Annotated in this window: 29 protein-coding genes; 14 read left to right on the forward strand and 15 right to left on the reverse strand. The window is 68.2% G+C overall.

Annotated features, from left to right (window positions below):
* The first annotated feature begins 421 nt into the window (after positions 1-421).
* A complete protein-coding gene (locus tag ASD34_RS19015) occupies positions 422-1,147 on the forward strand; it encodes an alpha/beta hydrolase (RefSeq protein ID WP_235510121.1) in 726 nt (241 codons plus the stop codon).
* 41 nt (positions 1,148-1,188) lie between these two features.
* Here the strand turns inward: ASD34_RS19015 and ASD34_RS19020 are convergent, their stop codons facing one another.
* A complete protein-coding gene (locus tag ASD34_RS19020) occupies positions 1,189-1,392 on the reverse strand; it encodes a heavy-metal-associated domain-containing protein (RefSeq protein WP_056580307.1) in 204 nt (67 codons plus the stop codon).
* 171 nt (positions 1,393-1,563) lie between these two features.
* Here ASD34_RS19020 and ASD34_RS19025 point away from each other — a divergent pair, with 171 nt between their 5' ends.
* Positions 1,564-2,013: a MerR family DNA-binding protein gene (locus ASD34_RS19025; protein WP_056580308.1), complete on the forward strand. Its 450-nt coding sequence runs from the start codon at positions 1,564-1,566 to the stop codon at positions 2,011-2,013.
* 9 nt (positions 2,014-2,022) lie between these two features.
* On the opposite strand, the gene ASD34_RS19030 is transcribed toward ASD34_RS19025, so the two are convergent.
* The 4 genes from ASD34_RS19030 to ASD34_RS19045 all read right to left on the reverse strand — a co-directional run bounded on the left by ASD34_RS19030 (position 2,023) and on the right by ASD34_RS19045 (position 5,027).
* Entirely contained in the window at positions 2,023-2,469 is a 447-nt protein-coding gene (locus tag ASD34_RS19030) for an SRPBCC family protein (RefSeq protein ID WP_056580311.1), read from the reverse strand.
* 115 nt (positions 2,470-2,584) lie between these two features.
* A complete protein-coding gene (locus ASD34_RS19035; RefSeq protein WP_157609714.1) occupies positions 2,585-3,463 on the reverse strand; it encodes an alpha/beta hydrolase in 879 nt (292 codons plus the stop codon).
* 49 nt (positions 3,464-3,512) lie between these two features.
* A complete protein-coding gene (locus ASD34_RS19040; protein WP_056580315.1) occupies positions 3,513-3,986 on the reverse strand; it encodes a GNAT family N-acetyltransferase in 474 nt (157 codons plus the stop codon).
* Between the two features lie 147 nt (positions 3,987-4,133).
* On the reverse strand, positions 4,134-5,027 hold the full coding sequence (locus tag ASD34_RS19045) for a LysR substrate-binding domain-containing protein (RefSeq protein WP_056580317.1): 894 nt from the start codon (positions 5,025-5,027) through the stop codon (positions 4,134-4,136).
* Between the two features lie 77 nt (positions 5,028-5,104).
* Here ASD34_RS19045 and ASD34_RS19050 point away from each other — a divergent pair, with 77 nt between their 5' ends.
* Positions 5,105-6,280: an NAD(P)/FAD-dependent oxidoreductase gene (locus tag ASD34_RS19050; RefSeq protein WP_056580320.1), complete on the forward strand. Its 1,176-nt coding sequence runs from the start codon at positions 5,105-5,107 to the stop codon at positions 6,278-6,280.
* On the opposite strand, the gene ASD34_RS19055 is transcribed toward ASD34_RS19050, so the two are convergent.
* Entirely contained in the window at positions 6,277-7,380 is a 1,104-nt protein-coding gene (locus tag ASD34_RS19055) for an NADH:flavin oxidoreductase (protein WP_056580322.1), read from the reverse strand. The genes ASD34_RS19050 and ASD34_RS19055 overlap by 4 nt on opposite strands.
* Complete coding sequence (locus ASD34_RS19060) at positions 7,377-7,781, reverse strand: RidA family protein (protein ID WP_056580324.1); 405 nt, start codon at positions 7,779-7,781, stop codon at positions 7,377-7,379. The genes ASD34_RS19055 and ASD34_RS19060 overlap by 4 nt, the downstream gene beginning before the upstream one ends.
* Positions 7,782-7,920: 139 nt before the next feature.
* Between ASD34_RS19060 and ASD34_RS19065 the strand changes: the two genes are divergently transcribed.
* Both ASD34_RS19065 and ASD34_RS19070 read left to right on the forward strand, forming a co-directional pair.
* Positions 7,921-8,823 (forward strand): LysR substrate-binding domain-containing protein, encoded by a 903-nt coding sequence (locus tag ASD34_RS19065; protein ID WP_056580326.1) that lies wholly within the window; start codon positions 7,921-7,923, stop codon positions 8,821-8,823.
* Between the two features lie 8 nt (positions 8,824-8,831).
* On the forward strand, positions 8,832-10,127 hold the full coding sequence (locus tag ASD34_RS19070) for an acetyl-CoA hydrolase/transferase family protein (RefSeq protein WP_056582536.1): 1,296 nt from the start codon (positions 8,832-8,834) through the stop codon (positions 10,125-10,127).
* Positions 10,128-10,152: 25 nt separating this feature from the next.
* On the opposite strand, the gene msrA is transcribed toward ASD34_RS19070, so the two are convergent.
* The 4 genes from msrA to ASD34_RS19090 all read right to left on the reverse strand — a co-directional run bounded on the left by msrA (position 10,153) and on the right by ASD34_RS19090 (position 12,724).
* Positions 10,153-10,851, reverse strand: coding sequence for a peptide-methionine (S)-S-oxide reductase MsrA (gene msrA, locus ASD34_RS19075; RefSeq protein WP_056580328.1), 699 nt, complete (start codon positions 10,849-10,851; stop codon positions 10,153-10,155).
* Between the two features lie 95 nt (positions 10,852-10,946).
* Positions 10,947-11,198 (reverse strand): pentapeptide MXKDX repeat protein, encoded by a 252-nt coding sequence (locus ASD34_RS19080; RefSeq protein WP_056580330.1) that lies wholly within the window; start codon positions 11,196-11,198, stop codon positions 10,947-10,949.
* Positions 11,199-11,309: 111 nt separating this feature from the next.
* A complete protein-coding gene (locus ASD34_RS19085; protein ID WP_056580332.1) occupies positions 11,310-12,104 on the reverse strand; it encodes a molybdopterin-dependent oxidoreductase in 795 nt (264 codons plus the stop codon).
* Entirely contained in the window at positions 12,101-12,724 is a 624-nt protein-coding gene (locus ASD34_RS19090; RefSeq protein WP_056580334.1) for a cytochrome b/b6 domain-containing protein, read from the reverse strand. The genes ASD34_RS19085 and ASD34_RS19090 overlap by 4 nt, the downstream gene beginning before the upstream one ends.
* A gap of 97 nt (positions 12,725-12,821) precedes the next feature.
* Between ASD34_RS19090 and ASD34_RS19095 the strand changes: the two genes are divergently transcribed.
* From ASD34_RS19095 to ASD34_RS19105, 3 genes are all read left to right on the forward strand, one after another.
* Positions 12,822-13,553, forward strand: coding sequence for a response regulator transcription factor (locus tag ASD34_RS19095; RefSeq protein WP_056580336.1), 732 nt, complete (start codon positions 12,822-12,824; stop codon positions 13,551-13,553).
* Complete coding sequence (locus ASD34_RS19100) at positions 13,550-15,028, forward strand: sensor histidine kinase (protein WP_082548833.1); 1,479 nt, start codon at positions 13,550-13,552, stop codon at positions 15,026-15,028. The genes ASD34_RS19095 and ASD34_RS19100 overlap by 4 nt, the downstream gene beginning before the upstream one ends.
* 91 nt (positions 15,029-15,119) lie before the next feature.
* Positions 15,120-16,064 (forward strand): crotonase/enoyl-CoA hydratase family protein, encoded by a 945-nt coding sequence (locus ASD34_RS19105; RefSeq protein WP_056580339.1) that lies wholly within the window; start codon positions 15,120-15,122, stop codon positions 16,062-16,064.
* An 11-nt stretch (positions 16,065-16,075) separates the two neighbouring features.
* Here the strand turns inward: ASD34_RS19105 and ASD34_RS19110 are convergent, their stop codons facing one another.
* From ASD34_RS19110 to ASD34_RS19125, 4 genes are all read right to left on the reverse strand, one after another.
* The gene (locus tag ASD34_RS19110) at positions 16,076-17,584 is read right to left on the reverse strand and encodes an alpha/beta hydrolase family protein (protein ID WP_157609715.1); all 1,509 of its coding nucleotides are present in this window, start codon (positions 17,582-17,584) and stop codon (positions 16,076-16,078) included.
* Positions 17,585-17,775: 191 nt separating this feature from the next.
* Positions 17,776-18,684: a transglutaminase family protein gene (locus tag ASD34_RS19115; RefSeq protein WP_235510123.1), complete on the reverse strand. Its 909-nt coding sequence runs from the start codon at positions 18,682-18,684 to the stop codon at positions 17,776-17,778.
* A gap of 34 nt (positions 18,685-18,718) precedes the next feature.
* On the reverse strand, positions 18,719-20,527 hold the full coding sequence (mnmC, locus tag ASD34_RS19120; RefSeq protein WP_235510124.1) for an FAD-dependent 5-carboxymethylaminomethyl-2-thiouridine(34) oxidoreductase MnmC: 1,809 nt from the start codon (positions 20,525-20,527) through the stop codon (positions 18,719-18,721).
* Between the two features lie 7 nt (positions 20,528-20,534).
* A complete protein-coding gene (locus tag ASD34_RS19125) occupies positions 20,535-20,810 on the reverse strand; it encodes an oxidative damage protection protein (RefSeq protein ID WP_013541095.1) in 276 nt (91 codons plus the stop codon).
* A gap of 138 nt (positions 20,811-20,948) precedes the next feature.
* Between ASD34_RS19125 and ASD34_RS19130 the strand changes: the two genes are divergently transcribed.
* The 6 genes from ASD34_RS19130 to ssuC all read left to right on the forward strand — a co-directional run bounded on the left by ASD34_RS19130 (position 20,949) and on the right by ssuC (position 26,180).
* A complete protein-coding gene (locus ASD34_RS19130) occupies positions 20,949-21,998 on the forward strand; it encodes a sulfate ABC transporter substrate-binding protein (RefSeq protein ID WP_056580345.1) in 1,050 nt (349 codons plus the stop codon).
* Positions 21,999-22,127: 129 nt separating this feature from the next.
* Positions 22,128-22,712: an NADPH-dependent FMN reductase gene (gene ssuE, locus ASD34_RS19135; RefSeq protein ID WP_056580348.1), complete on the forward strand. Its 585-nt coding sequence runs from the start codon at positions 22,128-22,130 to the stop codon at positions 22,710-22,712.
* A gap of 122 nt (positions 22,713-22,834) precedes the next feature.
* Positions 22,835-22,984 (forward strand): hypothetical protein, encoded by a 150-nt coding sequence (locus ASD34_RS27920; protein WP_200937604.1) that lies wholly within the window; start codon positions 22,835-22,837, stop codon positions 22,982-22,984.
* Between the two features lie 59 nt (positions 22,985-23,043).
* Positions 23,044-24,003, forward strand: a complete 960-nt coding sequence (locus ASD34_RS19140) for a sulfonate ABC transporter substrate-binding protein (RefSeq protein WP_056580351.1) — start codon at positions 23,044-23,046, stop codon at positions 24,001-24,003.
* Between the two features lie 149 nt (positions 24,004-24,152).
* Positions 24,153-25,322 (forward strand): FMNH2-dependent alkanesulfonate monooxygenase, encoded by a 1,170-nt coding sequence (ssuD, locus tag ASD34_RS19145; RefSeq protein WP_056580356.1) that lies wholly within the window; start codon positions 24,153-24,155, stop codon positions 25,320-25,322.
* 9 nt (positions 25,323-25,331) lie between these two features.
* Positions 25,332-26,180, forward strand: a complete 849-nt coding sequence (gene ssuC, locus ASD34_RS19150) for an aliphatic sulfonate ABC transporter permease SsuC (RefSeq protein WP_056580358.1) — start codon at positions 25,332-25,334, stop codon at positions 26,178-26,180.
* The last annotated feature ends 1 nt before the right edge of the window (position 26,181 follow it).

Consider the following 26,181-nt stretch of genomic DNA (forward strand, 5'->3'; position numbering starts at 1 on the left):
ATTTTCGAACGATACCGCAAGTAGCGGGCCAGCCGCGAGGGGCTTTGGCGCAGGTGGGAAGGGCGTGTTTCCCTTGCGGGGCGGTGCGTTCGGGCGCTTGGGGGCGCAAACTTCAGGGATTACCCTGATGTTGTCTTTTTATCCGCCGGGGGAGTCGGCGACGTTGAAAACGAACGGATTAGCTGTGCGGTGTGAGCCGCAGAGCGACGTTGACGCCCTTGGACCCAGCCTTGAGTATCCCCAGCGGTGCAATCGGCACCGGGGAACGAGGGACCACCACATGCAACAGAAATGGCTTCGCCGCGCTTTGGCGGTGATGGGTAGCTTTGTGCTGATAGCGGCCGTGTCCGCCTGCGGCGGTGGGGGCGGAGGAGGTGGCGGGGGCGGCGTGCCGATCCTGCCGCCGACCGGCACAGCCCCGGTGCAACCCCCATCGACGGCCAACGGCCGCGTGGTATCGGACGCGGTGACGTCGAGCGTCAACGGCGTGCGTTACCCGATCGAGGTGTTCATTCCGGCAGCCTACGACAGCAGCAGCGACGCCGTGCCCATCATCTACGCCTTCGACGGCGACGCGACCAACGGCCTGCCCGACACACGCTTCACGAACCTCAAGAACGTGCTGCTCAAGCGCGGCACCAAGGCCATCCTCGTGGGCATCGGGTACACCGCGCGCCGGCAGGAGGACTACAACTTTCCGGGCGCCAACGCGTACCACACGTTCCTCACGAAGGACCTGGTGCCGTACATCGAATCGAAGTACCGCGCGGACCCGAAGAAACGCATGCTCACGGGGCTGTCGACCAGTGGCAACCTCGCGGCCACGGCGCTGTTCCTGGAGGCGCCGGACAACCTCGTGTTCTCGTACTTCATTTCCATCGAGGCAGCCTTCTGGCAGCAGGAGGCCGAGAACAACGCGCTCGAAAAGAAGATGTTCGACGCGCTCGCGGGCCGGCCATTGCCCGTGACGCTGATCCTGGCGCACTGCGCCAGCGGCTGCAACGAAGTGCCGGTGAAGGCGATGTACAAGCGGATGTCCGAACGGGGCTACGTGGGGCTGCAGCTCATCGACACGGAGTTCAACTCCACGCACGTGGGCACGGACGTGCTCGCGTTCGACGACGCGATCGTGCGGATCTTCAAGTAAGGCTTTGCGGCGAACCGGGCAACCCGGTTCGCGCCACGCGCTCAGTTGGCGGAAGGACTCGGCGGGTAGCCGGCCTCCGTCAACGCCGCCACCAGCGAGGGGCGGTCTTCGTTGGTGTCGATGCGCACCGTTCTTTGCTTCACGTCCACTTCGAGCCTGGCCTGCGGGTCGAGGTCCTTGATGGCGCGGGTGATGCGGCCGGCGCAACTGCCGCAGGTCATCGACTGGATTTCAAACGCTTGCATGAGAGTCATCCTTTCAAAAGAGTGACGCCCAGTCTCAAGCTTGCCATCGTGTGAAGGTCAAGCGCATCGAGTGCCTGACCCCTTGCGCGCCAAGGTCATGCGGTTGCTTGGGTTTGACTCTTCCATCGTGTGAAGGTTGAGACTTCGCGCTTTGGATCGAAGGAGAACTCCATGGAACATCCCACGGCGCCGGCTGCTGCTGCGGCGCGCTTGTCCCTTGCCGATGTCGTTGCGCGCTCCGGTGCGTCCGCACAGTTGCTGAGCGACTGCGAATCGCTCGGACTGCTCGACGACATGGCGCACGCCGGCCGCTACGACGAGCGCGCCGTGGCGACGCTGCGCTTCGTGCGGCGCGCACACACGCTGGGTTTCGACACGCGGGAAGTCGTCGAGCTGCACGCCCTGTGGCAAGACGGCCGTCGTGCAAGCTTCGATGTGAAGCGCGTCGCACTCGAACGCGCCGACGACCTGGCCCAGCAGATCGAAGAGCTCGCGCACATGAAGCGCCTGCTGGAGCGCCTGGCCCACTGCTGCGAAGGTGACGAGCGCCCGGAGTGCCCGATCCTCGATGAATTGGCCGGGCTCAAGGGATTCGCCGGCTGCCAAGCGTGGCGTGCCTGAAGCCGTTCCTCAACCCGGAATGTTCGGCTCGACCAGCTGCGCCAGCGCGACCAGCGATTCCTGCCAGCCCAGGTAGCACATCTCGACGGGAATCACGTCGGGGATGCCTTCCTGCACGACGGCCATGTCCGTGCCGCAGGACACCGCGGTCAGGACCACCGTGGTCTTCATCGTGCCCGGCAGGTGGGGATCGTCGAAGCTCGCGTCATAGGCAATGCGCTGGCCGGGCACGAGTTCCAGGTACTTGCCGCCGAACGAGTGGCTGTGGCCGGTGCCGAAGTTGGTGAAGGACATGCGCCACGCGCCGCCCACCACCGGCTCCATGGTGTGGACCTTGCCGGTGAAACCGAAGGGCGGCAGCCAGCGCTCGAACGCGCTGGCCTCGACGAAGGCACGGTAGAGCTTGTCGGGGGGGGGGCGCAGCACGCGGTGCAGGCGAACGGTGTTGGTGGCCATGGTTGCTTTCTCCTTTGAAGTACAGAGGACGACCCTCCATGGTGACGTCGGATGAGCCCGCTGCCGCTCGACAGGGTGCAGGATCAGGAAAAACCCTGAGCCCGCACCCCACGCCTCAATCGATGAACCGCGCGACGATGTCCTGGAATGACGGCAAGTCCATTTGCGTGTGGCCGCCCTCGTAGCCCTTCAGGCTCAGTTGCAGACCCTTGTAGTTGCGTGCGGCGATCTGGTCGCGCAGCGCGGTCATCTCCGGGCCGCCGACGTTGCCGATGGCATAGCCGAGCAGCAGGGTCACGGGAATGTCGCGCGTACTGCTGTTGGCGTACATCTGGCTTTCGAGCGGATCGAGCTGGCCGCGCGCGCCAGCGGCGGGCGGGTCGGACGCGAAGAAATGCTGGAAGGTGAACGTGCCCGCCGCGCCTTCGGTGAAGAAGGCGATGAGCGTGAAGACGCCGCCGTTCGACAGGCCCGAGAGCATGCGCCTGGCCGGGTTGGCCCGGTAGTTCGATTCGACATGCGGCACCAGCTGGGCGACGAGGAACTCGTGGTACGCCTTGGCGCCCGGCATCAGGTAGTCGGTGTTGCGCCGCGAGGTGCCGCCGATGCCGACCACGATGGCTTTCTTGCCGGCCTTCTCGAGGATGTCGGTGAAGTTCTGCAAGCGCGTCACGCTCTGGTTGTAGACGGCGTCGCCGTCGGTGATGTAGACCGTGGGGTAGCTCGCCGTGGCGCCGTCGTAGCCGGCCGGGAGGTAGACCTGGATCGGGTAGGTCGCTTCGGTGGCGGTCGACTTCATCGAACTGCTGACCACCCGTCCGCGCCCGGTGTCCGCGGGCGGTGGTGTCGGCGTGCCGCCGACCGGTGGCAGCGGCAGCAGTGCACCACCGCCGCCTCCGCCTCCCCCCCCTCCGCCGCCGCACCCTGAAAGCCCCAGCAGCAGGGCGCAGCCCGCTGTGAACATGAGCCGGCGAAGAATCCCTCTTGTCTGCATGTGGTGTTCCTTGTTGGTGAGAACCGTGGTGGCGGAAGCCGGGGCGATCTTAGGGGGGAGGGGGGGCGGCTGTCGCGGCCGTTTTCTGCATGAACACACTCAACGGATCGTCCGGATAGTCCCCGAAGCGCTCACGCCGCGCATATCCCGCGCGCGCATAGAACGCCAGCGCCTCGGGCTGGCTCACGCCCGTCTCCAGCCGGAACATCGCGCATCCGCGCGCCGTGGCTTCGCCTTCGAGAAAGCCCAGCACTTTCGCTGCCACGCCTTGCCCGCGGTTCTGCGGGCGCACGTACATGCGCTTGAGTTCGCCATAGCCAGGGTTCATGACGACGGCGCCGCAGCCGATGGCCGTGCCGGCCGCGTCGCGTGCGACGGCGAACAGCACATGCGCCGCCGACAGCGCAGCGATGTCGATGCCGTAGTGACTCTCGGGCGGGTACAGCGGCTTCTGGTACGCGTCGAGGTCGTCGATGAGCTGGATGACGTCGGGCTGGTCGGGGTGTTCGATCGAGATCTGCATCGTTCGATCGTAGCGAGCCGAAGCGCCGCCAAGCCCGACGCGCGACGGTGTCCAGCGTGGTGGTCGACCGGCGCGACGACGCGCACCTGCCCGTATTGGCACCCGCAGGGCTTCCAGGAGCGCAACCCGAACCCGGTCTGACCCGGTTCAGTCGGGTGTCAGCCCCAGCACCCACTGCTTGAACTGCTCCAGCGCCCCGGAGGCCGGCCGGCCTTCGGGGTACGCGAAGTAGTAGCCCTGGTGCACGTCCAGGTGCCGGTCCATCGGGATCACGAGTTCGCCGGTGCGCAGTTCCTGCTCGACCAGCAGGCGCGGCGCCAGCCCCACGCCCATGCCCGCCGCTGCGGCAGCCACCACCATGGTGAACAGCTCGTAGCGCGGCCCGCGCGACGCGTGCACCGTGTATTCCCATTTCTGTTGCGCGTACCAGTCGCGCCATGCGTGGGCGCGCGTGCTCAGGTGCACATGGCGGCAGCGCTCGAAGCCGGCTTCGTCCCACCGGGCCTGCGCGTCGCGGAACGCGGGGCTGCAGATGGGCACCATCTCGCCTTCGGAGAAGATCAGCCCGCCGCGCGTGTTCGGCCAGAACTGGTCGCCGAAGTAGATCGCCGCGTCGTACGCGTGCTCCTGGAACGAGAAGGGCTGCGAGCGCGCCGACAGGTTCACCGTGATGTTCGGGTGCAGCCGGCTGAAATCGGGCAGCCGCGGAATGAGCCATTGCGTGGCAAAGGTCGGCACCACGGCCAGTTCGAGCACGAAGCCCATCTCGTGGCCGGCGCTGATCTCCAGCGTGTCGCGGCGGATCTGGTCGAGGTGGCGGCGGATGCGCGCGGCGTACTCGCGGCCCACGTCGGTGAGCGTCAGCCGCTTGCGCACGCGCGAGAACAGCGGCACGCCCAGGCGCTGCTCCAGCATCGCCACCTGGCGCCCGACCGCGCTTTGCGTGAGCGCCAGCTCGGTCGCTGCGCGGGTGAAGCTCCCCAGGCGTGCCGAGGCCTCGAAGGCCTGCAGCGCGCCGAGGTTGGGAATGTCTTTTCTCATCGCGCTATTCTGGCGGGAGCGTGCGCAGGCCGGGCAACGGCCCGGGCCCGCACACCGAAGACACGGAAGGGCATCTCATGCGGCGTGTGGCGATCATCGGCGGCGGGGCCATCGGCTCGGCCATCGCGTACTTCCTGGGCGCCGACCCGACGGGCGAGGCCTTCGACATCACGGTGGTGGAGCGCGACTTCTCGTACCGGCAGGCCTCGTCGGCGCTGTCGGCCAGCTCGATCCGCCAGCAGTTCTCCACCGCCATCAACATCGAGATGTCGCTCTACGGCATCGACTTTTTCCGCACGCTGGGCGAGACCCTGCGCGTGGGCGATGACGACGTGCCCGATATCGGTCTGGTCGAACCCGGTTACCTGTACCTGGCCTCTGCGGCGGGTGTCCACGTGCTGCGCGAGAACCACGCGGTGCAGAAGGCGCATGCGGTGGACGTGGCGCTGTTGACTCCCGATGAACTGAAAGCGCGCTTCCCGTGGCTCTCGACCGAGGGCATCGCGCTCGCATCGCTCGGCCTCTCGGGCGAGGGCTGGTACGACGGCTACAGCCTGCTGCAGGCCTTTCGCAAGAAGGCCGCATCGCAGGGCGCACGGTATGTGCAGGCACATGCCACCGGGCTGCGCCGCCAGGGCCGCACCGTGACCGGCGTGCAACTCGACAGCGGCGAGACGATCGACGCCGACATCGTCGTCAACGCAGCCGGCGCCTGGGCCGCGAAGGTGGCCGAATGGGTGGGCATCGACCTGCCGGTGCGCGGCCGGCGGCGCAGCGTGTTCAGCTTCTCGTGCCCCGAAACCCTGCCCGGCTGCCCGCTGGTGATCGACACCTCCGGCATCTGGTTGCGGCCCGAAGGCCGCCAGTTCATCTGCGGCTTTGCCCCGCCCGCGGACCGCGACCCCGACGACGCGCCGCTCGACGTCGAACACGAAGCCTTCGACAACTTCATCTGGCCGGCGCTGGCCGAACGCATCCCGGCGTTCGAAGCCGTCCGCATGACGGGCGCCTGGGCCGGTTACTACGAGATGAACCTGTTCGACCACAACGCGATCCTCGGCCTGCACCCTGACTGCGACAACCTCTACTTCGCGAACGGCTTCTCGGGCCACGGACTGCAGCAGTGCCCGGCGGCGGGGCGTGGCATCGCGGAGCTGATCCGCTTCGGCGGCTACCGCAGCCTCGACCTGTCGCCGTTGTCGTTCGCGCGCATCCTGGAGAACCGGCCGTTGGTCGAGAAGAACATCATCTAGCGTTGCTGCTCCGATGGCTTGATGTCCGCTACGGGCGACAGCAGCGCGGGATCGAAGGCGGCCAGCGCACGCCCTTCCTGCAGTCGCTTCGGCCAGTCGGGGTTCGACAGCGCGCCGCGTCCCTGCGCCACGAAGTCGGCGCCGTCCGCGAGCGCCGCCTCGGCACGCCCCGGGTCGTGCAGGCCGCCGTTGGCGACGATCGCTAGGCCGGGTGCATGGCGGCGCGCGAGCTGCAGCAAGCTCGGCCCTGCATCGCCGAAGGCCGGTCGCCAGGCTTCGAACTCGGTCACGTGCAGGTAGTCGATGCCGCTGTGCGCGAGCGCCCCGAACACCGTCGCCGCGCCGGCTTCGGCTTCCGGCCAGTGGTGGCCGAAGTCGTTGACCTTGCCTTGCGAGATGCGCACGCCGACCGGCGCCGAGGCGCCCAGCATGTGCCGCACCGCGCGCACCACTTGGACGGTCAGCTGCACGCGGTGCGCGAGGGCGCCGCCCCAGCGGTCGGTGCGCGCGTTGGTGTGGCCGGTCATGAACTGGTCGAGCAGGTAGCCGTTCGCGCCGTGGATCTCCACGCCGTCGAAGCCCGCCACGTCCATCGCCAGCAGCGCCGCCCGGGCGAAGCCGCGAATCGCTTCGGCGATGTCGGCATCGGTCATCGCGCGGGGCACCGGGTACTCGCCTTCGCCGCGGTAGGCCGTCATCTGCCTGCCCAGCGGGCGAACGGCCGACGGCCCCGCCGTGTGGTCGCGAAAGCGGTTGAACTGCGACAGCGCGCCCGCATGCATGAGCTGCGCGATGGCGCGCCCGCCCGCGGCCTGGATCGCCTTCACCACCGGGCGCCACGCGCGGGCCTGTTCGCCGTCGCTCAGGCCGGGCTGGCGGGCATAGCCTTGCGCGTACGCCGTGTCGGTGTAGATGCCTTCGGTGATGACGAGGCCGAAGCCGCCCCGCGCAAAGCGCTCGTAGTAGCGGGCCATCGTGCCGTTGGCGTGGCCCTCGGGCGAGGCGCTGACGCGCGTCATCGGCGCCACGGCCAGCCGGTTGGGCAGCTGCAGGCCGTGCAGGTTCGCGGGCGCGAACAGGGGGGAGGCCGTCGTGCTCATCGGGCGTCTCCGGGCGCGACGGCGATGGCCTCGATCTCGATCATCGCGTCGGGCGAGTACAGGCCCGAGACCTCGACGATGGTGTCGGCCGGATAGGGTGCCGAGAACCATTGGCGGCGCAGTTCAACGATCTTCGGAAAGTGGGTCATCGAGGTCAGGAAGATCGTCACCTTGACCACGCTGCCCAGGCCCGTGCCGGCGGCCCGCAGCACGCGGTCGAGGTTCTTGAAGGCCTGCTCGGCCTGACGGTCGAAGTCGCCCTTGCCGACGATCTCGCCGTCGTCACCGATCGCGGCCTGGCCGGACACGAAGACCAGGTCGCCGAGCTGGATGGCCTGCGACAGCAGGAAGGGTGCGTAGGGGTCGGGTTGCGTGTGGATCTGCCTGGGTTGGAGTTGCATGACGGGTGCCTTTGATGGTGAATTCCAGATCAGCCGTGGAAGGGATTTCTTCCTGCGACAACTTGAATTTAGGGAAGAGGGTGGCGCCCGACAAAGGCTGATTTTTCAGCCAATGGATGAGTTGAGCTAATCTGTCTGCATGCGAAGACTTCCTCCCCTGGGCGCATTGCGCGTGTTCGAGGCCGCGGCACGCCGGCTGAGCTTCAAGGCGGCGGCCGACGAGTTGCACGTCACGCCGACCGCGGTCAGCCACCAGATCAAGCAGCTCGAAGAAACGCTCGACGTGCGCCTGTTCGAACGCGGCACGCGGCAGGTCCACCTGACGGCTGCTGGCCACCAGCTATTCCCCGCGCTGCGCGACGGTTTTGACAGCTTCGAGCGCGCCGTCGATGGCGTGCGCCGGCTGAAGGGCGCGCGCATCGCCACGCTGTCGTCCACGGTCGGCTTCATGGCTCGCCGGCTGGCGCCGCGCGCGGGAACCTTCTGCGACCTGCATCCCGAATGGACGCTGCGGCTGGACGCCACCAACCAGGTCGTCGACCTCGACACCGAGGCCGACGCGGCGATTCGCTACGGCAACGGCCGTTATGCCGACCTCGTCGTCGAGCCGCTGTTCCAGGACCACTACGCGCCGGTTTGCAGCCCCGCGCTGGCGGTCGCGGCCAGGAAAGACCTGAGCGCTGTCTCGTTGATCCATTTCGAATGGGGCCGCGCGGGGCGCGACGAAACGCTGGCGCCGGTGTGGCGCACCTGGCTGGCGCGCGCGGGCCGCACCGACGTCGATGCGCAGGCCGGCCTGTCCTTCACCGAAGAGATCCACGCGGTGCAGGCCACGGTCGCGGGGCAGGGTGTCGGCCTGCTGAGCCTGGCGCTGGTGGCCGACGAGCTCGCATCGGGCCTGCTGGTGCAGCCCTTCGAGCTGTCGGTGGAAAGTTACCGCTACGACCTGGTGTACAGCCCGCGCGCCGCCAGCCGGCCCGCGACGGCGGTGCTGCGTGACTGGGTGCACCGCGAATTCGGCGGCGGCAAAAAGAAGGCATAGTGGCAGGCATGACTGCCCAGACCCTGTACGCGCAAAAGCGCGTTTCCGCCGCCGACGCCGTGCGCCAGGTGCGCAACGGCGACATGATCATCGTGCCCACGGGCGTCGGCGAGCCGCCCTCGCTGCTCACGGCGCTGTCCGAGCAGCGCCGCGACTTCCGCGACGTGAAGGTGGCGCAGATCCTGGCGATGCGCAAGTACGCCTACATCGACCCCGAGACGATCGACCACGTGCGCCACGTCGCGCTGTTCTTCGGCGGCGCCACGCGGGCCGGCGGGCAGGCCGGCTGGATCGACTTCATTCCCAACTACTTCTCCGAAATCCCGGCGCAGATCGAGCGCGGGCAGATCGCGGCCGACGTGGTGTTCAGCATGGCCTCGCCGATGGACGCGCACGGCTACTTCGCGCTGAGCCTGGGCCCCGACTACACGATGGCCGCCGTGGCGAAAGCCCGCGCGGTCGTGCTCGAGGTGAACCCGAACGTGCCCTACGCGCACGGCAACTGCCACGTGCACATCTCGCAGGTAGCGGCGCTGGTCGAGAGCAGCGAGCCGGTGATGGAAGTCGGCCTGCCGAAAATCGGCCCCGTGCAGGAGGCCATCGGCAGGCACGTGGCCGACCTGATCGACGACGGCGCCACCCTGCAGATCGGCTACGGCGGCATTCCCGACGCGGTGGTGATGCAGCTCACGGGCAAGCACGACCTGGGCATCCACACCGAGATGATCGGCGACGGCATCCTCACGCTGGTCGAAAGCGGCGCGGTCACCAACCGCCGCAAGAACTACCTGCCGGGCAAGTCGGTCGCGACTTTCGCGCTCGGCTCCAGCAAGCTGTACCGCTTCATGGACCGCAACCCGGGGCTGGAGATGCACCCGGTGAACTTCACCAACGACCCGGCGCTGGCGGGGCTGAACGACAACCTCATCGCCATCAACGCCACCATGCAGATCGACCTGCTTGGGCAGTGCGGCTCCGAAAGCCTGGGCCACGCGCCGTATTCGGGCACCGGCGGGCAGTCGGACTTCGTGCGCGCGGCCAACCGCTCGCGCGGCGGCAAGGCCTTCATCGTGCTGCCTTCGACAGCGAAGGACGACACGATCTCGCGCATCGTGATCTCGCTCTCGCCGGGCACGCACGTGAGCACGAGCAAGAACGACATCAACTACGTCGTCACCGAGTACGGCGTGGCGCAGCTGCGCGGCAAGTCGGCCAGACAGCGCGCCCAGGAGCTGATCGCCATCGCGCATCCGGACTTCCGGGCGGAGCTGACGGAGCAGGCGAAGCGCGCGAAGCTGCTGTGAGCGTGGGGGTGGTCCAGGGCGCGGGTCAGCTGGCCTTGGCCGCCCGCACCAGCGACGGCGTGGTCTTGTAGCTCTCGGGGAACAGTTTCTTCAGGTCGTCGATCTTCGGCAGGTCGTTGATCGCAATGTAGGGCTGGTTGGGGTGCAGCGTGAGGTAGTCCTGGTGGTAGTCCTCGGCCGCATAGAAGGACTTGGACACCTCGACCGTGGTGGCGAGCGGCTTGCCAAAGGCCTTGGCCTGGTTCAGTTGGGCGATGTAGGCGTTGGCGATGCGGGCCTGTTCGGCGTTTTCGGCGAACACGGTGGAGCGGTACTGGGGGCCGGTGTCAGGGCCTTGCCGATTCAGCTGGGTCGGGTCATGCGCCACCGAGAAATAAATCTGCAGCAGCTTGCCGTAGCTGACCTTGCGCGGGTCGTAGCTGATGCGCACGGCCTCGGCATGGCCGGTGCGGCCGGAGCCAACTTCGTCGTAGCGCGCGGTGCGGGCTTCGCCGCCCGCATAGCCCGACAGCGCATTGCTCACGCCGTCGACGCGCTGGAACACGCCCTGCACGCCCCAGAAGCAGCCGCCCGCGAACACGGCGGTGGCGGTGGTGGCACTGGCCGGCGCAAGGTCGACCGTCGGCGCGGGCACGCGGCGCGTGGTCTCGGCGAAGGAAGGGGCGGCGTGCCAGGCGAAAGCGGCAACGGCAAGCGCGCCGGCGGCGATGGCGAAGGATTTCATGGCGGTCTTTCGTAGGGAACGCGGAAGAGAGAGAACAGTGGCCCCGATCCCGCCGGCCGTCAATGGCGGCGCGACGGGGATCGGGCGAGAGGGCGTTACTTCTTCATCTCGTCCTTGCCCATCGCGTCCTTCTTCATTTCATCTTTGCCCATGGCATCTTTCTTCATGCCGTCTTTGGCCATGCCGTCCTTCTTCATGGCGTCCTTGCCCATGGCGTCTTTCTTCATCCCGTCCTTGGCCATGCTGTCCTTCTTCATGCCGTCCTTGGCCATGTCGTCCATGGCAAATGCCGAGGCGCCGGCGAAGGCGATGCAGGTGGCGAGGAGGGTGGTGGTGAGCTTGTTCATTTGAATCTTCCTGAGTTGAGGTTGGGTTTGTTTGTCATCAAGATCGGCGCGGTCCCACGCTGGAACACGGCCTCGCGCTTTCTTCGGCAGTCGAGCGGCTGTGACAGCCCCTCAGCTCCCTCCGAACCAGTTGTAGCCCTGGTCTTCCCAGTAGCCACCGGGATAGGTGTTGGTCACGTACATCGCCTGGATGTGCTTCGGGTTCTTGTAGCCAAGCTTGGTCGGCATGCGCAGCTTCATCGGGAAGCCGTACTTCGGCGGCAGCGGCTGGTCGTCGTAGCTCAGCGCCAGCAGCGTCTGCGGATGCAGTGCCGTGGGCATGTCGATGCTGGTGTGGTAGTCGTCCGCGCACTGGAAGCCGACGTACTTCGCGCTCAGGTCCGCGCCCACGTGGCGCAGGAAATCCGCAAAGCGCACACCGCCCCATTTGCCGATGGCGCTCCAGCCCTCCACGCAGATGTGGCGCGTGATCTGGTCCTCTTGCGGCAGGGCGCGCAATTCGGCGAGCGTCCAGCGGCGCTTGTCGGCGACCATGCCGCTCACCTCGAGGCTGTAGGTGGCCTCGTCGACCTCGCGGATTTCGTCCTCGCCGTAGTAGGCGTTGAACGGAAAGGGGCGCGTGATCTCGGCGGCCGTGTAGGTCGGCGCCAGCCGCGTTGGGCTGAAGAGCCAGCCCTGCACTTCGTCGTTGAAGCGCGAGACTTTGGTCAGCACGGCTTCCACGTGGCTGTCGTCGCTGATGCTGCAGCCGGTGAGCATCGAGAGGCCGCCCAGCGTCAGCGAGCGGCGCAGGAACAGGCGGCGCGAGGGCGCGTCCAGTTGGCGCTCGATGAGTGCGCGGGCTTCGCGCACCACGGCGTCGCCGTCGACACCGGTCAGGGGAGGGCGTTTGAAAAAGAGGCTCATGGGGTGTGGGGCGCGCGACCGCGCAGCATGGTCAGCAAAGTGCGGGGAACGAGTGCCACCATCACGAGGTGCGCCGCGACGAAGGCGACCAGGGCTGCCATCGCAATGAAGTGGACGCGGCGCGCGGCTTCGTAGCCGCCCAGCAGCTCGCGCAGCAGCGGAAACTGCACCGACTTCCACAGCACCAGCCCCGACAGCACGATGGCGACGAGGTCGACGATCACGAACAGGTAGGCCAGCTTCTGCACATGGTTGTAGTGGCGCGGGTCGGCGTGCGAGAGCCTGCCGCCGAGCGCGGCCCGCGCATCGCGCCAGATGCCGGTGGGCGTGAGCGGGAAGAACTTGCGTGCGAAGCGCCCGCTGGCGATGTTCAGGCCCAGGTAGACCAGTCCGTTGAACACCAACAGCCACATCGCCGCGAAGTGCCACTGCAGCGCGCCGCCGAGCCAGCCGCCGAGCGTGATCGAAGCCGGAAAACGAAAGGGAAAGAAGGGCGCCGCGTTGTAGATGCGCCAGCCGCTGGCCACCAGCACCAGCACCGCCAGCGCGTTGAGCCAGTGCGTGGCGCGCATCCACAGCGGGTGGACCGGTCGGTTGTCAGGGGCGGGGCGTGTCTGCATGGGCCGGATTGTTGGGCGCACCCCCTCGCCGATTCATCACGCAAAGTTCAAAGAATCGTGATAACTCCGGAGCCCGTCTCGCGGGACAATCGCGGCCATGGACACCGCCAAACGCGTGCTGATCGTCGAGGACGACGCCCACATTGCCGAACTGCTGCGCATGCACCTGCGCGACGAGGGCTATGCGGTCGAGCAAGCCGCCGACGGCAATGCCGGCCTGCGCGCACTGGAGCGCGGGCAGTGGGACGCGCTGGTGCTCGACCTCATGCTGCCCGGCATCGACGGCCTCGAGATCTGTCGCCGCGCCCGCGCCATGGCGCGCTACACGCCCATCATCATCGTGAGCGCCCGGTCCAGCGAGGTGCACCGCATCCTCGGGCTCGAACTGGGCGCCGACGACTACCTGGCTAAGCCCTTCTCGGTGCTGGAGCTGGTGGCGCGCGTGAAGGCGCTGCTGCGGCGCACCGACGCGCTGGCGCGCAACGCCCGGCTGGAGTCGGGCAGCCTCACGCTGGGCAACCTCGACATCGAACCGCTGGCGCGCGAGGTGCGCGTCGACGGCAAGCCCATCGAACTCACGCCGCGCGAGTTCGACCTGCTGTACTTCTTCGCGCGCCACCCGGGCAAGGTGTTCTCGCGCCTGGACCTGCTCAACCAGGTCTGGGGCTACCAGCACGACGGCTACGAGCACACGGTCAACACGCACATCAACCGGCTGCGCACGAAGGTCGAGGCCGACCCGGCCGCGCCGCGGCGCATCCTCACGGTGTGGGGGCGCGGCTACAAGCTTGCGGCGGACGACGCTGCACCGAAGGGAGACCTTCCATGATGGCGTGGGCCACGCTGTCGCGGCGCCTGTCGATTGCGTTCGCGGTGCTGCTGCTGGCCTGCTGCGGGGCCTCGGCATGGCTGCAGATGCGCGCCGGTGCGCAGCATGCGCAAGAGGTGACGCAGCGGCTGTCGCTGGGGCTTGCCGCCCACATCGCGCAGAACACCGAACTCATGAAGCCCGGCGGCCTCGACCCGGTGGCGGTGAAAGACCTGTTCGACAAGCTCATGACCGTCAACCCCAGCGTCGAGGTCTACGTGCTGGGGCTCGACGGCCGCATCCAGGCCCAGGCCGCGCCGCCCGGTCACCTCAAGCGCGACAGGGTGACGTTGGAACCGATCCGCCGATTGCTGGCCGGCGAGCGGCTGCCCATCGCGGGCGACGATCCGCGCAGCCCCGGCGGCACCAAGGTCTTCAGCGCCGCGCCGCTGCGCATGGGCGGGCGCGACGCCGGTTATGTGTACGTGGTGCTGCAAGGCGAAGACCACGACGCGCTGGCCGCCAACCTCTCGGCCGACACCGTGCTGCGCACCACGCTGTGGTCGATGGCCCTGGTGGCGCTGCTGGGGCTCATCGCGGGGCTGGTGGCGTTCCGCCTCATCACGCGGCCGCTGCGCGAGCTGACGGCGGCGGTGCGGCGTTTCGAGGCCGAGGGCATCGAGGCGCTGGAGCGCGAGGCGCCCATGCCCGCGCCGCTGCGCCGCGCCGACGACGAGATCGCGCAGCTGCAGCAGGCCTTCGAACAGATGACGCGCCGCATCGCCGAGCAGTGGCGCGAACTCAGCCTGCAGGACCGCCAGCGCCGCGAACTCTTCGCCAACATCTCGCATGACCTGCGCACGCCGCTCACGTCGCTGCACGGCTACCTCGAGACGCTGCTGCTCAAGGCCGGCACGCTCAGCGAGGAAGAGCGCCGCCGCTACCTGGAGATCGCGCTCGGCCAGAGCCGCAAGGTGGGCCGGCTCGCCCAGGAAGTGTTCGAGCTGGCGCGCCTCGAGTACGGCGTGGTCAAGCCCGAGAAAGAGAACTTCGCGCTCGCCGACCTCGTGCAGGACGTGTTCCAGAAGTTCGAACTCGCCGCCGAGGCACGGCGCCAGCAGCTCAAGCCCGACATCGCGCCGAACCTGCCCGTGGTGTCGGCCGATCTCGGCATGATCGAGCGCGTGCTGACCAACCTGCTGGACAACGCCATCCGCCACACGCCGGCCGGCGGCGAGATCGAGGTGCGCCTGCGCCCGTCCGAGGCCGGCGTGGCGGTGCAGGTGAGCGACACCGGCCCCGGCATTCCGGGCGAGCTGCAGAAGGGCCTTTTCACGCGGCCGGCCTTTGCCGATGGCGGCACGCGTGGCGGCGGGCTGGGGCTGATGATCGTGCAGCGCATCCTGCAACTGCACGGCAGCGACATCCGGCTCGTACCGCAGGCGGGCAAGGGCGCGGTGTTTCTGTTCCGGCTTGGAGGCGCAACGGGACGTTGAGCCGGGTGGTCGACGGGTTTGCCAGTGGGCGGCGGGCGATGCTACAAGCGAAGCGGCATCACCCCAAAAGAACCGAAGGAGACCACCGACCATGCCCGCTTTCCAGACCGTCCTGATCGACAAGGACCCGCAGCACCCGCGCATCGCGCGCCTCGTGCTCAACCGCCCCGAGAAGCTCAATGCCATCGGCGACAGCACGCCGACCGACATCCGCCGCGCGGTCGAATGGGCCGAGGCCGACGACGAGGTGCATGTGATCGTGGTCGAAGGCGCGGGCCGTGCCTTCTGCGCCGGCTACGACCTGGGCGACTACGCCGAAGGCCACGGCCGCGAAGGCCAGGGCGACCATCCCTGCCGGCAGGAGAAGACGCCGTGGGACCCGATGCTCGACTACGCCGCCATGAAGCGCAACACCGAGGACTTCATGTCGCTGTGGCGCTGCCGCAAGCCGACCATTGCCAAGGTGCACGGCTACGCGGTGGCGGGCGGCAGCGACATCGCGCTGTGCTGCGACCTGCTCACCATGGCCGACGACGCGCGCATCGGCTACATGCCCACGCGCGTGTGGGGCTGCCCGACCACCGCGATGTGGACCTACCGGCTCGGCGCGATGCGCGCCAAGCAGCTCATGTTCACGGGCGACACCATCACCGGCACGCAGGCGGCCGACTGGGGTCTCGCGAATTTCTCGGTGCCTGCCGATCAGCTCGACGACGCCACGCTGAAGCTCGCGCAGCGCATCGCGGGCGTGCCCAGTTCGCACTTGATGATGCACAAGCTGGTCGTCAACCAGGTCTGGCATTCGATGGGGCTGGAGCAGACGCAGATGTTCGCGACGGTGTTCGACGGCATCACGCGGCACAACCCCGAGGGGATGTGGTTTCGCCGGCAGGCGGAAGCCGAGGGCTTCAAGAGCGCTGTCGCATGGCGCGACAGCGGCCGGAACATTCCGGAGGGCGACGAGGCGAGGGCACTTGTCGCCGAGCTTGAGGCCAGGCTCGCAGCGGCGCGGGCGGCAGTGCCGCCCGCGCGCTGATCAGGCTCCGCTCAGGGAGGGCAGGCAGACGAGTTGGCCAGGGCGAAGGGACGGGACGATGTCGTCGGTGCCCTGTCGTCCACGCCGATCGTGCTGCGCGAGAAGGTGCAGCCGTAGGTCGGTGCTGCCACCGTGGCGGCGGTGACCACGTCGTCGCCCGCGGGTTTCGGTCCGCCTTGCTCCCACTTGACCATCGCGTCGAACGCTTCTGTCTGTTCCTGAACAGTGAAGTCGCAGTGCGTGATCCCGCGGATCGCGCGCTGAACCAACCACTCGCTGTTGCCCTTGGCGGCCACGCGCTTCTGGTAGATCTGTTGCATGCTGAAGGGCACATACAGATCGCCGAGCGTGTGCAGCGACACCACCGGAACCTTGAACTCGCCGTTGGCCTTGGGAATCCAGCGCAGCCCATCGGTGCGCAGGCGGTTGGCGTCTGCGGCCGCGGTGAGCTTGATCACCGACTCGTTCAATGCTGTCGATCCCGACGCGTCGCCGTCGATGGTGTAGGTGAAGCGGTTGGTGTCCAGCGTGTTCTTGTTCAGGATGCCGTTCACGGTGCCATCGCTGCCGAACACGCCCCACACCGCGGCGAACGAACCGCCGGCGGTCAGGCCCAGGTCGAACATCGGGCGTTCGCCGCCGGTCAGGTTCTTCACCACCGAGGCGAACTTCAGGCCCGTGGCCGTGGGCGCCGAGGGGAAGGTGGTGAACAGCGTGCCGGTGACCTGCGCGGAGATGTCCGACCAGTTCGGCGTCGGGTACTTCGGCAGGCCCGCCAGCGCCTGCGCCGTGACCTGCGCGCCGGCGAAGTAGTCGAACAGTTCGGTGTCGCCGACCACGCCGCACATCGGTACCGCGCCGTCGTACTTCACCTTGTGGTTGGCGGTGGCGAAGGCCTCGTCCTCGATGGCCGCCGCCGTGATGTGGCCGCCCATGGAGTGGCCGGTGATGTAGATCTTGGACGGTGCCGCGAGCTCGCGGCCGTTGGCCTTGGCGATCCTGTTGAACTCCAGCGCCAGCGCGTTGGTGTCTTCCACGCCCACGCGCACGTCGTAGAAGTTCTTGCTGTAGCTCGATGCGGCCCAGGCGTAGCCGTTCTGGATCAGGTAGCGGCGGATCGACGGGTCGCTCACGGACAGCACGTTGGTTTCGCCCGCATAGCCGTGCGCATACATCACGAGCTTGCCGTTCCAGTTGGCCGGCACTTCGACGTGGTATTGGGCGCTGCCCAGCATGCCGGCCCAGCGGCTGGTGGTGCTGTTGTCGACCAGGTCGCTGGCGTCGGCCTTGAGTGCTGCGAAGGTGGTGGCCGATGGGTCGGCGGGCGCGAAGGCGTTGCGGGTGTCCTGCACACGCGTTTCTTCGGGCGGGGGTGGTGGCGGTGCGGGAGGCGGCGGCGCGGGCGCGGGAGCCGGCGGCAGTGGCATGAAGGCAAAACCGTTTCCACCGCCGCCGCCGCCGCAGGATGCGACGGCGAGGCTGGTTGCGAGGGCCAGGAGTGTCAGGCGCGCGGAATGCATGGGTTGTCTCTCTCCGTTCTTATGAATGTTGGTCGAGAAGGTGCCCGGCGCAGCGCTGTGCATCGTCCGTTCAAGGTGAACGACCGTGCTATTTCACTGAGCCGGCGGCGCAGCGTAGGGGCGTTGCCGGGCGCGTCGGCCCGGGCTTTCCCGTAGCTGCTATCTCCTGCGCGACATCTGCGCGGGCGGAGTCAACCCTTGCGGCGCTTCACGATCACCGTGGCCTCAAGGCCTTCATAAGCCTCGGCGTCGCCGTACCAGCTGCCCGAGATGGGCGCCGCCAGCGCCGGGTCGCGCGCCACGCCCACGCGGATCAGCTGGCCGCTGCCCATGAGGTTGTTGGTGGGGTCGAAGGCCAGCCAGCCGGCGCCCGGCAGGTAGGCCTGCAGCCACGCATGCGTGGTGCCGGCGCCGGTGACCGATTCACCCGACGCCTGCAGCGTGGTGTTGCTGTCGAGTGCGGCGTCGTAGAGATAGCCCGAGACGAAGCGCGTGGCGATGCCCAGGCGGCGCGTGGCTTCCATCATCAGCAGTGCGTAGTCGCGGCAGCTGCCGCTGCCCAGCGCCAGCGTTTCGAGCGGCGTCTGCGTGCCTTCCTCGTCGCGCGCCTTGTACTGGAAGCTCTGGCCGATGTGCGCGTTCATGCGCGTGAGCACGTCGCGCGTGCTGTTGGGCTGGTCGGTGTGCAGGAACTGGTGGGCCCAGCGGATCAGCGTGCCGTTGGCATCGTCGTCGTGGTACGGGCGCAGGTAGTGCTCCAGGTCCAGCCGTTCTTCCACGGAGTAGGCAAAGGGCAGGAACTCGGCCGACGGGTCGAGCGTGAGCAGGTCGCGCTGCGACGGCGGCACGTGCTCGATGGTGAACGAGCACACGATGCGCAGCTCGGTTGCTTCGCCCAGCGGCTGCACCAGCGCGACGGAATTCGAGTACGGATCCTGAATGAGCCGCGTGAGGGCCTGCGGGCTCACCTGCAGGTCGGTAGCGAGCACCCGCAGGTCGTGGCTGTCACGCGGACGGAACATCACGCGGTGCAAGCCGAAGGTGACCGGCTTGTTGTAGCGGTAGACGGTGGTGTGGGTGATGTCGTACTGGATGGCCATGGCGCGCATTGTGCGGTGCGCGCGTGACGGCGGGTCAGCCCGGTCCGGGCCAGAGCCGCTGCGTGCCCAGTGCCTTGGCGAGCGTCTGCGGCAAGGGCAGTGGTTCGCCGTGCCACTGCGCGGCCAGCAGCTCGGCGCACAGCGTGGCAAAGCTCAGTCCGCGCGAGCCCAGCGCGGTGCAGGCCCAAAGGCCGTCGTCCGCCCCCGGGGCCAGCGGGCCGACCAGCGGCCGACGGTCGCCCGAGGCGCAGCGCACACCGACCCAGGCGTGGGTTTCTCCTTGCGCGAAGGCGGGCGCCAGCACTGCGGCGGCGCCGGGGTGCAGGCGCGCGAGCCGGTCGCGGTTGGCGAGGCCGTCGGCGTCGCTGGGGGCGAGGTCGGTGCTGTCGCGGTCGAAGGTGGCGCCGATCAGCCACAGCGGCTGCGGCGCTTCGCCATCGGGCACGCCGGCGATCAGGTGGCCGTCGCCGTTGATGGGGGTGGCGGGCAGGGCGTGGTCGTCCGCCCGGCCCCAGGCGACCTGGCCGCGCACGGGTTGCAGCGGCAGGTCGGGCGCGAAGTGGTGCGATTCGAAGCCTGCGGCTACCACTATGCGATCGGCTTCGGCGAGCAGGATGCCGGCGTCGTTGAGCAACTGCCAGCCGCCGCTGGTGCGTGCGAGGCGCGCCACGTGGCTGCCGCCGCGGAACTCGACACCTGGCTGCGCCAGCCACGCGGCGATCAGCCGGTGCGGGCGCACCCAGGCCGCGCGCGCATGCCAGAGCGCCGGTGTGTCCGGCGGCAGGCCGGCGGCCGCAAGCCGGTCGGGCTCGGCGGGCCACGATTCGTTCGGCCCTTCCGCGCTCCAGCCGGGCGGCACACGCACATCGCCGTCCGGCCGGCGTTCGAGCGACCCGTGAGCGCCCCAGTCACGGCCGTGGTCGAGCCGTTGCGCGAGTTCAGTCCAGGTGGCGCGGATACCGGCGCGCGTGAGCCGCGACAGCAGGGCGTCGTCGGATGACACATGTGGCGCCAGCAGCCCGACCGGCAAGCTTGAGGCGCCCGCGGCCGGCGCGTTGGCCGCATCGAGCACCGTGACGCGCCAGCCGCGCCGCGCGAGGCTGGCCGCGACCGCCGCACCCGCGAGCCCGGCGCCGATCACCGCGCAATGGCTGGGCGCATCGACGCCTTCGCGCACCGGCTGACGGCGCCGCACCGTCCAGGCGGGCGCGAACACGCCGCGCAAGCTGCCGGGGCCCGGGTCGAGCTGGAACCCGTTCTGCGCCAGCGCATGGCGCACCCCGTCGTCCTCGATGCGGGCCGCGAGGCCGGTGCCCTGGCGGGCGAAGCGCGACACCGCCTTGAGCGTGTCGGGCGAGGCCATCGCCGGGCCGAAGCCGTCAAGGAAGAGGCTGTCGGCCTCGAAGCGCTGGGCGCGCAGCACCGGCTGCAGCTCGCCCACGTACAGCGTGAGCAGCACGCGGCCGTCGTCGAAAGCCAGGCGATGAAAGCCCGGCAGCAGCCCGGTCCATTGGTGGGCGAGTTGCTCGGCGAGCGGTGCGAGTGCCGGATCGGCTTCAGCCGCGTGCAGCAGATCACCGGCTGGAACCGGGTGAGCGTCGACCGCGACGTAGTGCAGCAGGCGCGGCCGGTGCGGGTCGGCGCGCCAGGCCTGCCAGGTTGTCAGGAAATGAAGGCCCGGCCCGAAGCCGGTTTCGAGAATCCGCCATTGCGGACGCCCCGACCAAGCGGCGGGCAGGCCGCAGCCGTCCAAAAACACACGGCGCGAAAGCGCCGGTGTGTCGTTGTCGAGGGGGGAGGTGTCGCCGGAGCGCGCGCCGAGCGGGGTGCCGTCGGCGGCCACGCCGAATTCAGGCCGCAGGAGGGGGAACGTAGCCTTGTGCCACGTCGGCGCCTTCGCCGAAGAAGTGCTTTTCCATCTGGCGCGCCAGGTACTGGCGGGCGCGCAGGTCGGCCAGGTTCAGCCGGTTTTCATTGACCAGCATGGTCTGTTGCTTGAGCCAGGCGGCCCAGGCTTCCTTGCTGACGTTTTCCCACAGGCGCTTGCCCAGGTCGCCGGGGTACGGCGGAAAGTCGAGTCCTTCGGCCTCTTTGCCGAGCTTGATGCACTGAACCATGCGTGCCATTTGATTGCCTCTTGTGGGGGAAAGCGGGTGCTTAGTTGATTTGGCTATTTAGAACTGAAAACTTGGTCGTTCCAGTTCCTATATGTCGTATTCAGAATACGCAGCTTCATTGATATGCCTTTTTAAGAGCAAGACACCATGAGCCTTCGCCGCGACTTTATCAAGCTTTCCCTGGGTGCCGGCGTGGCCGGTGCGTTGGCCCTGTCGGCATTGCCGTCGTTTTCGCAGGGTGCGGCGGGTGCCAGGGGCCCCGTGACGCTGCTCAACGTGTCGTACGACCCGACCCGCGAGCTGTACGTGGACTACAACCAGGCCTTCGCCAAGTACTGGAAGGCCAAGACTGGCCAAGACGTGACGATCAAGCAGTCGCACGGCGGCTCGGGCAAGCAGGCCCGCTCGATCATCGACGGCATCGATTCCGACGTGGCCACGCTGGCGCTTGGCGGCGACATCGACGCGCTGGCCACGCACGGCGGCCTCGTCAAGGCCGACTGGCAAAAGCGCCTGCCGCACAACTCCGCGCCCTACACCTCGACCATCGTGTTCCTGGTGAAGAAGGGCAACCCCAAGGGCCTGAAGGACTGGAGCGACCTGGTCAAGCCGGGCGTGCAGGTGATCACGCCCAACCCCAAGACCTCGGGCGGCGCCCGCTGGAACTACCTCGCGGCCTGGGAATTCGCCAAGCGCAAGTACGGTGGCGAGGCGCAGGCCAAGGAATTCGTCGGCAACCTGTACAAGAACGTGCCCGTGCTCGACACCGGCGCGCGCGGCTCGACCATCACCTTCGTGCAGCGCGGCGTGGGCGACGTGCTGCTGGCCTGGGAAAACGAAGCCTTCCTGGCGCTGAAGGAATTCGGCCCCGAGAAGTTCGAGATCGTCGTGCCGTCGATCTCCATCCTGGCCGAGCCCAGCGTGGCGGTGGTCGACAAGGTCGTCGACAAGAAGGGCACGCGCGCCGTCGCCGAGGAGTACCTGAAGTACCTGTACTCCGACGAAGGCCAGGACATCGCGGGCCGCAACTTCTACCGCCCGACCTCGGACAAGGCCAAGGCCAAGTACGACAAGCAGTTCCCCAAGCTGACGCTGGTGACCATCGACCAGGCCTTCGGTGGCTGGGGCAAGGCCGACAAGGAGCACTTCGCCGACGGCGGCTCCTTCGACCAGATCTACGCGCCGAAACAAAAGTAACCCCCCAGGCTGCGCGCACTTCGTGTCGCTTCGCCCACCCCCCCTGCCGGGGGCGGGCCGGCCGCTTCGGGCGGCCGTGCGCGGCGGCCCCCACGCGATTGCGCTCCTCTTCATCGAACAAGGTTTCCTGTGTCCGTTCTCCTGATTGCCGGCAGCCCCTCGGCCCCGTCCCGTTCCACCGCCTTGCTCGACGCGGTGGGCGAGCGGCTGGCCCAACGCCATGCGCGCATCGAGCGGCTCGCGATCCGCGACCTGCCGCCGCAAGCGCTACTTCTGGCCGAGTGGGCGCATCCGGCCATCGAGCGTGCCATTGCCCAGGTGGCGGCGGCCCGCGTGATCGTGGTGGCCACGCCGGTCTACAAGGCGGCCTACAGCGGCGTGCTGAAGGTCTTTCTCGACCTGCTCGCGCAGAACGCGCTCAAGGGCAAGACGGTGCTGCCACTGGCCACCGGCGGCAGCCCGCACCACATGCTCGCGCTCGACTACGCCCTGCGCCCCGTGCTGCAGTCGCTGTCGGCGCGCCACATCCTGCCAGGCGTCTACGCGAGCGATTCGCAGATCGCGCTGACGCCCGAGAACGCCTACCAGGTGCATCACGACCTGGCAGAGCGACTCAACGAGGCCGTCGAAGTATTGGCGACCGAAGGCCTGAAGCTGCCGGCCACCCATGGCTTCGAGCCGGTTCCTTTCTCCCGTGTGCGATGTAGCGTTTGAGGACCGGGTTCCTCGCTGAACCCGGCCCCGGCGAGACCTTTTTCCGTTCCCCGTTTTTCGAAGCCGCCTGTGTGCGGCCGGGGGATCGCTTTGCCTCACGTTTTTGCACCAAGGAATTCCGCATGACCCCCGTCGCTCCCGAAGACTCCGTGTTCGAAGCCGCGCCGCGCTCCTTCTGGCAGGCGCTGCGCGACCTGGCCATCAGCGCCATCGTCGTCACCGCCATCGCGCTGATCGTGAGCTTCATCTCCGCCGCTGCGAGTTCGACGTGAAGCCGATCACCGCCGTCGTCACCGCCCAGCCCTGAGAAGTTTCAAAGGATCAACTCCCCATGACCCGCATTGCCATTCCCCGCCGCCGCCTGCTCCAGGGCGCGGCCGCCGCCTTCGCGCTGCCATCGTCGTTCGCCGCCCTGGCGCAGGCCCCCGCGCGCCAGTTCCGCATCGGCCACCAGAAGGGCTACCTGAGCCTGCTCAAGGCCCGCGGCACGCTCGAGAAGCGGCTCGCGCCGCTGGGCGCGACCGTGAAGTGGACTGAGTTCACGGCCGGCCCGGTGCAGCTCGAGGCGCTGAATGTCGGCTCGATCGACTTCGGCGACGTGGGCGAAGCGCCGCCCATCTTTGCGCAGGCCGCCGGCGCGCCGCTGGCCTACGTGGGCGCCACGGTGCAGCGCCCGAAGGCCGAGGCGGTGCTCGTGCCCAAGGGCTCGGCCCTGCAGACCGTGGCAGACCTCAAGGGCAAGAAGATCGCGCTCAACAAGGGCTCGAACGTCCACTACTTCATCGTCAAGCTGTTCGAGAAGCACGGCCTGGCGTACAGCGACCTGAACCTGGTCTACCTGCCGCCCGCCGATGCGCGCGCGGCCTTCGAAAAAGGCTCGGTCGACGCCTGGGTGATCTGGGACCCGTTCCTGGCCGCCGCGCAGCAGTCGCTCGACGCGCGCATCCTGGCCGATGCCACGGGCGTGGTCGGCAACCGCGCCTACTACTTCTCGTCGCTCGACTACGTGGCGAAAAACGCCGACGTGCTGGCCATCGCGATCGAAGAGGTCAACAAGATCGACCAGTGGGGCGCCGCCCACCGCAACGAACTGGCGACCGAGCTGTCGGCCATCTGGGGCCTGCCCAAGGCGGTGGCCGACCTGTCGCAGGGCCGTACGGCCTACGGCACCGGCCCGATCACCAAGGCCATCCTGGCCGAGCAGCAGCAGATCGCCGACACCTTCTTCGCGCTCAAGCTGATTCCCAAAAAGATCAACGTGCTCGAAGCCGCTGGCGCGGGGATCGCGTGATGACCACCGTGTCGACTGCGCTGCATGAACGCGCCGGCCATGTGCTGGCCATCACGGCGCGCGCCTGGGGCGTCGTGTCCGCGGCGCGCCGCCTTCCTTTCCTGCTTGCTGTCTGAGCGGGCAAGCCAACGAACGATCGAGAGTCCGCGATGCAGATCTTCTGGTTCCTCCCCACGCACGGCGACAGCCGTTACCTCGGCACGAGCGAAGGCGCGCGCGCCGTCGACCTGCCGTACCTGCAACAGATCGCCGGCGCAGCCGACCACCTCGGTTACGAAGGCGTGCTGATTCCCACCGGCCGCTCCTGCGAAGACCCGTGGGTGATCGCCTCCAGCCTCATCGGCGCGACGAAGAAGCTCAAGTTCCTGGTGGCCGTGCGCCCCGGCCTGCACCAGCCCAGCCTGGCCGCGCGCATGGCCGCGACCTTCGACCGGCTCTCGGGCGGGCGCCTGCTCGTGAACCTCGTCACCGGCGGCGACCAGGCCGAGCTGGAAGGCGACGGCGTGTACCTCGACCACGCGGCGCGCTACGAACAGTCGGCCGAGTTCATCCGCATCTGGCGCGAGATCATCGCGCGCAGCCACGAGACCGGCACCTACGACTACCAAGGCAAGCACCTGAGCGTGAAGGGCGCGCGGCTGCTGTTCCCGCCGGTGCAGAAACCGTATCCGCCCGTGTGGTTCGGTGGTTCGTCCGCTGCGGCGCACGACCTCGCCGCCGAGCAGGTCGATGCCTACCTGACTTGGGGCGAGCCGCCCGCGGAGGTGTCGAAGAAGATCGCCGATGTGCGCGCACGCGCCGAACGCCAGGGCCGCACCGTGCAGTTCGGCATCCGCCTGCACGTGATCGTGCGCGAGACCGAAGACGCCGCCTGGAAGGCCGCCGAGGAACTCATCAGCCGCGTCGACGACGAGACCGTCGCGCGCGCCCAGGCCGCCTTTGCGCGCATGGATTCCGAAGGCCAGCGCCGCATGGCCGCGCTGCACGCCGGCGGCGCCAAGCGCGGGCGCGCCGACCTGGAGATCGCGCCCAACCTCTGGGCCGGCGTGGGCCTGGTGCGCGGTGGCGCGGGCACGGCGCTGGTCGGCGACGCCAAGACCGTGGCAGCGCGCATCGAGGCGTACGCGGCACTGGGCATCGACAAGTTCATCTTCTCGGGCTACCCGCACCTCGAAGAGGCTTACCGCTTCGCCGAACTGGTGTTCCCGTTGCTCTCGCGCAAGGCGAAGACGCAACTCGCGGGCGGCTCCCTGAGTGGCCCCTTCGGCGAAGTCGTCGCCAACCTCGACGCGCCGTCGCGCCTCGTCTCCCAAAGCTAGAGGACACGCATGACCGAACAAGTACAGGAACTGCCGGCGGTGGCGCCGACATCGAACGCAGGCAGCGCGCTGCGAGGCTTCGGCCTCAACGTCGCGAAGCGGCTCATTCCGTGGCTGGTGCCCGTGGGGCTGATCGTCGCCTGGCAGATCGCCTCGTCGCTGGGTTGGCTCAGCACGCGCGTGCTGCCGGCACCGCTCGACGTGGTCAAGGCCGCATGGACGCTCACCGTGTCCGGCGAACTCTGGACGCACGTGAAGGTGAGCGCGGGCCGCGCGCTCGCGGGGCTGGCCATCGGCGGCGGCGCCGGGCTGGCGCTGGGCCTGCTCACCGGCTCGGTGAAGTTCTTCGAGACGCTGCTTGATTCGACCATCCAGATGGTGCGCAACATTCCGGCGCTGGCGCTGATTCCGCTGGTGATCCTGTGGTTCGGCATCGACGAGTCGGCCAAGCTGTTCCTGATCTCGGTGTCGGTGTTCTTCCCGATCTACCTGAACACCTTCCACGGCATCCGCAACGTCGACCCGCAGCTCATCGAGATGGGGCGCACCTACGGCCTGTCGCGCTGGCAGCTGTACCGCGAGGTGATCCTGCCGGGCGCGCTGTCGTCGATCCTCGTGGGGCTGCGTTTCTCGCTGGGTCTGATGTGGGTGATCCTCATCGTGGCCGAGACCATCTCGGCACAGGCTGGCATCGGCTACCTCACGATGAACGCCCGCGAGTTCCTGCAGACCGACATCGTGCTCGTGGGCATCCTGCTGTATGCGCTGCTCGGCAAGCTGGCCGACCTGTTCGCGCGCGGCCTGGAACAGTGGTGGCTGCGCTGGCACCCCGGCTACCAGAAGAAGCCGGCGAAGTGAG

The sequence above is a fragment of the Variovorax sp. Root473 genome, assembly GCF_001426505.1.
In the GTDB taxonomy this organism is placed as follows: Bacteria; Pseudomonadota; Gammaproteobacteria; order Burkholderiales; family Burkholderiaceae_C; genus Variovorax.

Coding starts and splice junctions, on each gene's coding strand:
- ASD34_RS27920 (WP_200937604.1), top strand. CDS start 22,835: ATGACCCCCGTCGCTCCCGAAGACTCCGTGTTCGAAGCCGCGCCGCGC.
- ASD34_RS19025 (WP_056580308.1), top strand. CDS start 1,564: ATGGAACATCCCACGGCGCCGGCTGCTGCTGCGGCGCGCTTGTCCCTT.
- ASD34_RS19045 (WP_056580317.1), bottom strand. CDS start 5,027: ATGAGAAAAGACATTCCCAACCTCGGCGCGCTGCAGGCCTTCGAGGCC.
- ASD34_RS19065 (WP_056580326.1), top strand. CDS start 7,921: ATGCGAAGACTTCCTCCCCTGGGCGCATTGCGCGTGTTCGAGGCCGCG.
- ASD34_RS19090 (WP_056580334.1), bottom strand. CDS start 12,724: ATGCAGACACGCCCCGCCCCTGACAACCGACCGGTCCACCCGCTGTGG.
- ASD34_RS19055 (WP_056580322.1), bottom strand. CDS start 7,380: ATGAGCACGACGGCCTCCCCCCTGTTCGCGCCCGCGAACCTGCACGGC.
- ASD34_RS19070 (WP_056582536.1), top strand. CDS start 8,832: ATGACTGCCCAGACCCTGTACGCGCAAAAGCGCGTTTCCGCCGCCGAC.
- ASD34_RS19105 (WP_056580339.1), top strand. CDS start 15,120: ATGCCCGCTTTCCAGACCGTCCTGATCGACAAGGACCCGCAGCACCCG.
- ASD34_RS19125 (WP_013541095.1), bottom strand. CDS start 20,810: ATGGCACGCATGGTTCAGTGCATCAAGCTCGGCAAAGAGGCCGAAGGA.
- ASD34_RS19050 (WP_056580320.1), top strand. CDS start 5,105: ATGCGGCGTGTGGCGATCATCGGCGGCGGGGCCATCGGCTCGGCCATC.
- ASD34_RS19095 (WP_056580336.1), top strand. CDS start 12,822: ATGGACACCGCCAAACGCGTGCTGATCGTCGAGGACGACGCCCACATT.
- ASD34_RS19140 (WP_056580351.1), top strand. CDS start 23,044: ATGACCCGCATTGCCATTCCCCGCCGCCGCCTGCTCCAGGGCGCGGCC.
- ASD34_RS19085 (WP_056580332.1), bottom strand. CDS start 12,104: ATGAGCCTCTTTTTCAAACGCCCTCCCCTGACCGGTGTCGACGGCGAC.
- msrA (WP_056580328.1), bottom strand. CDS start 10,851: ATGAAATCCTTCGCCATCGCCGCCGGCGCGCTTGCCGTTGCCGCTTTC.
- ssuC (WP_056580358.1), top strand. CDS start 25,332: ATGACCGAACAAGTACAGGAACTGCCGGCGGTGGCGCCGACATCGAAC.
- ASD34_RS19030 (WP_056580311.1), bottom strand. CDS start 2,469: ATGGCCACCAACACCGTTCGCCTGCACCGCGTGCTGCGCCCCCCCCCC.
- ASD34_RS19035 (WP_157609714.1), bottom strand. CDS start 3,463: ATGCAGACAAGAGGGATTCTTCGCCGGCTCATGTTCACAGCGGGCTGC.
- ASD34_RS19080 (WP_056580330.1), bottom strand. CDS start 11,198: ATGAACAAGCTCACCACCACCCTCCTCGCCACCTGCATCGCCTTCGCC.
- ASD34_RS19110 (WP_157609715.1), bottom strand. CDS start 17,584: ATGCATTCCGCGCGCCTGACACTCCTGGCCCTCGCAACCAGCCTCGCC.
- ASD34_RS19040 (WP_056580315.1), bottom strand. CDS start 3,986: ATGCAGATCTCGATCGAACACCCCGACCAGCCCGACGTCATCCAGCTC.
- ASD34_RS19130 (WP_056580345.1), top strand. CDS start 20,949: ATGAGCCTTCGCCGCGACTTTATCAAGCTTTCCCTGGGTGCCGGCGTG.
- ssuD (WP_056580356.1), top strand. CDS start 24,153: ATGCAGATCTTCTGGTTCCTCCCCACGCACGGCGACAGCCGTTACCTC.
- ASD34_RS19100 (WP_082548833.1), top strand. CDS start 13,550: ATGATGGCGTGGGCCACGCTGTCGCGGCGCCTGTCGATTGCGTTCGCG.
- ASD34_RS19115 (WP_235510123.1), bottom strand. CDS start 18,684: ATGGCCATCCAGTACGACATCACCCACACCACCGTCTACCGCTACAAC.
- ASD34_RS19020 (WP_056580307.1), bottom strand. CDS start 1,392: ATGCAAGCGTTTGAAATCCAGTCGATGACCTGCGGCAGTTGCGCCGGC.
- ASD34_RS19060 (WP_056580324.1), bottom strand. CDS start 7,781: ATGCAACTCCAACCCAGGCAGATCCACACGCAACCCGACCCCTACGCA.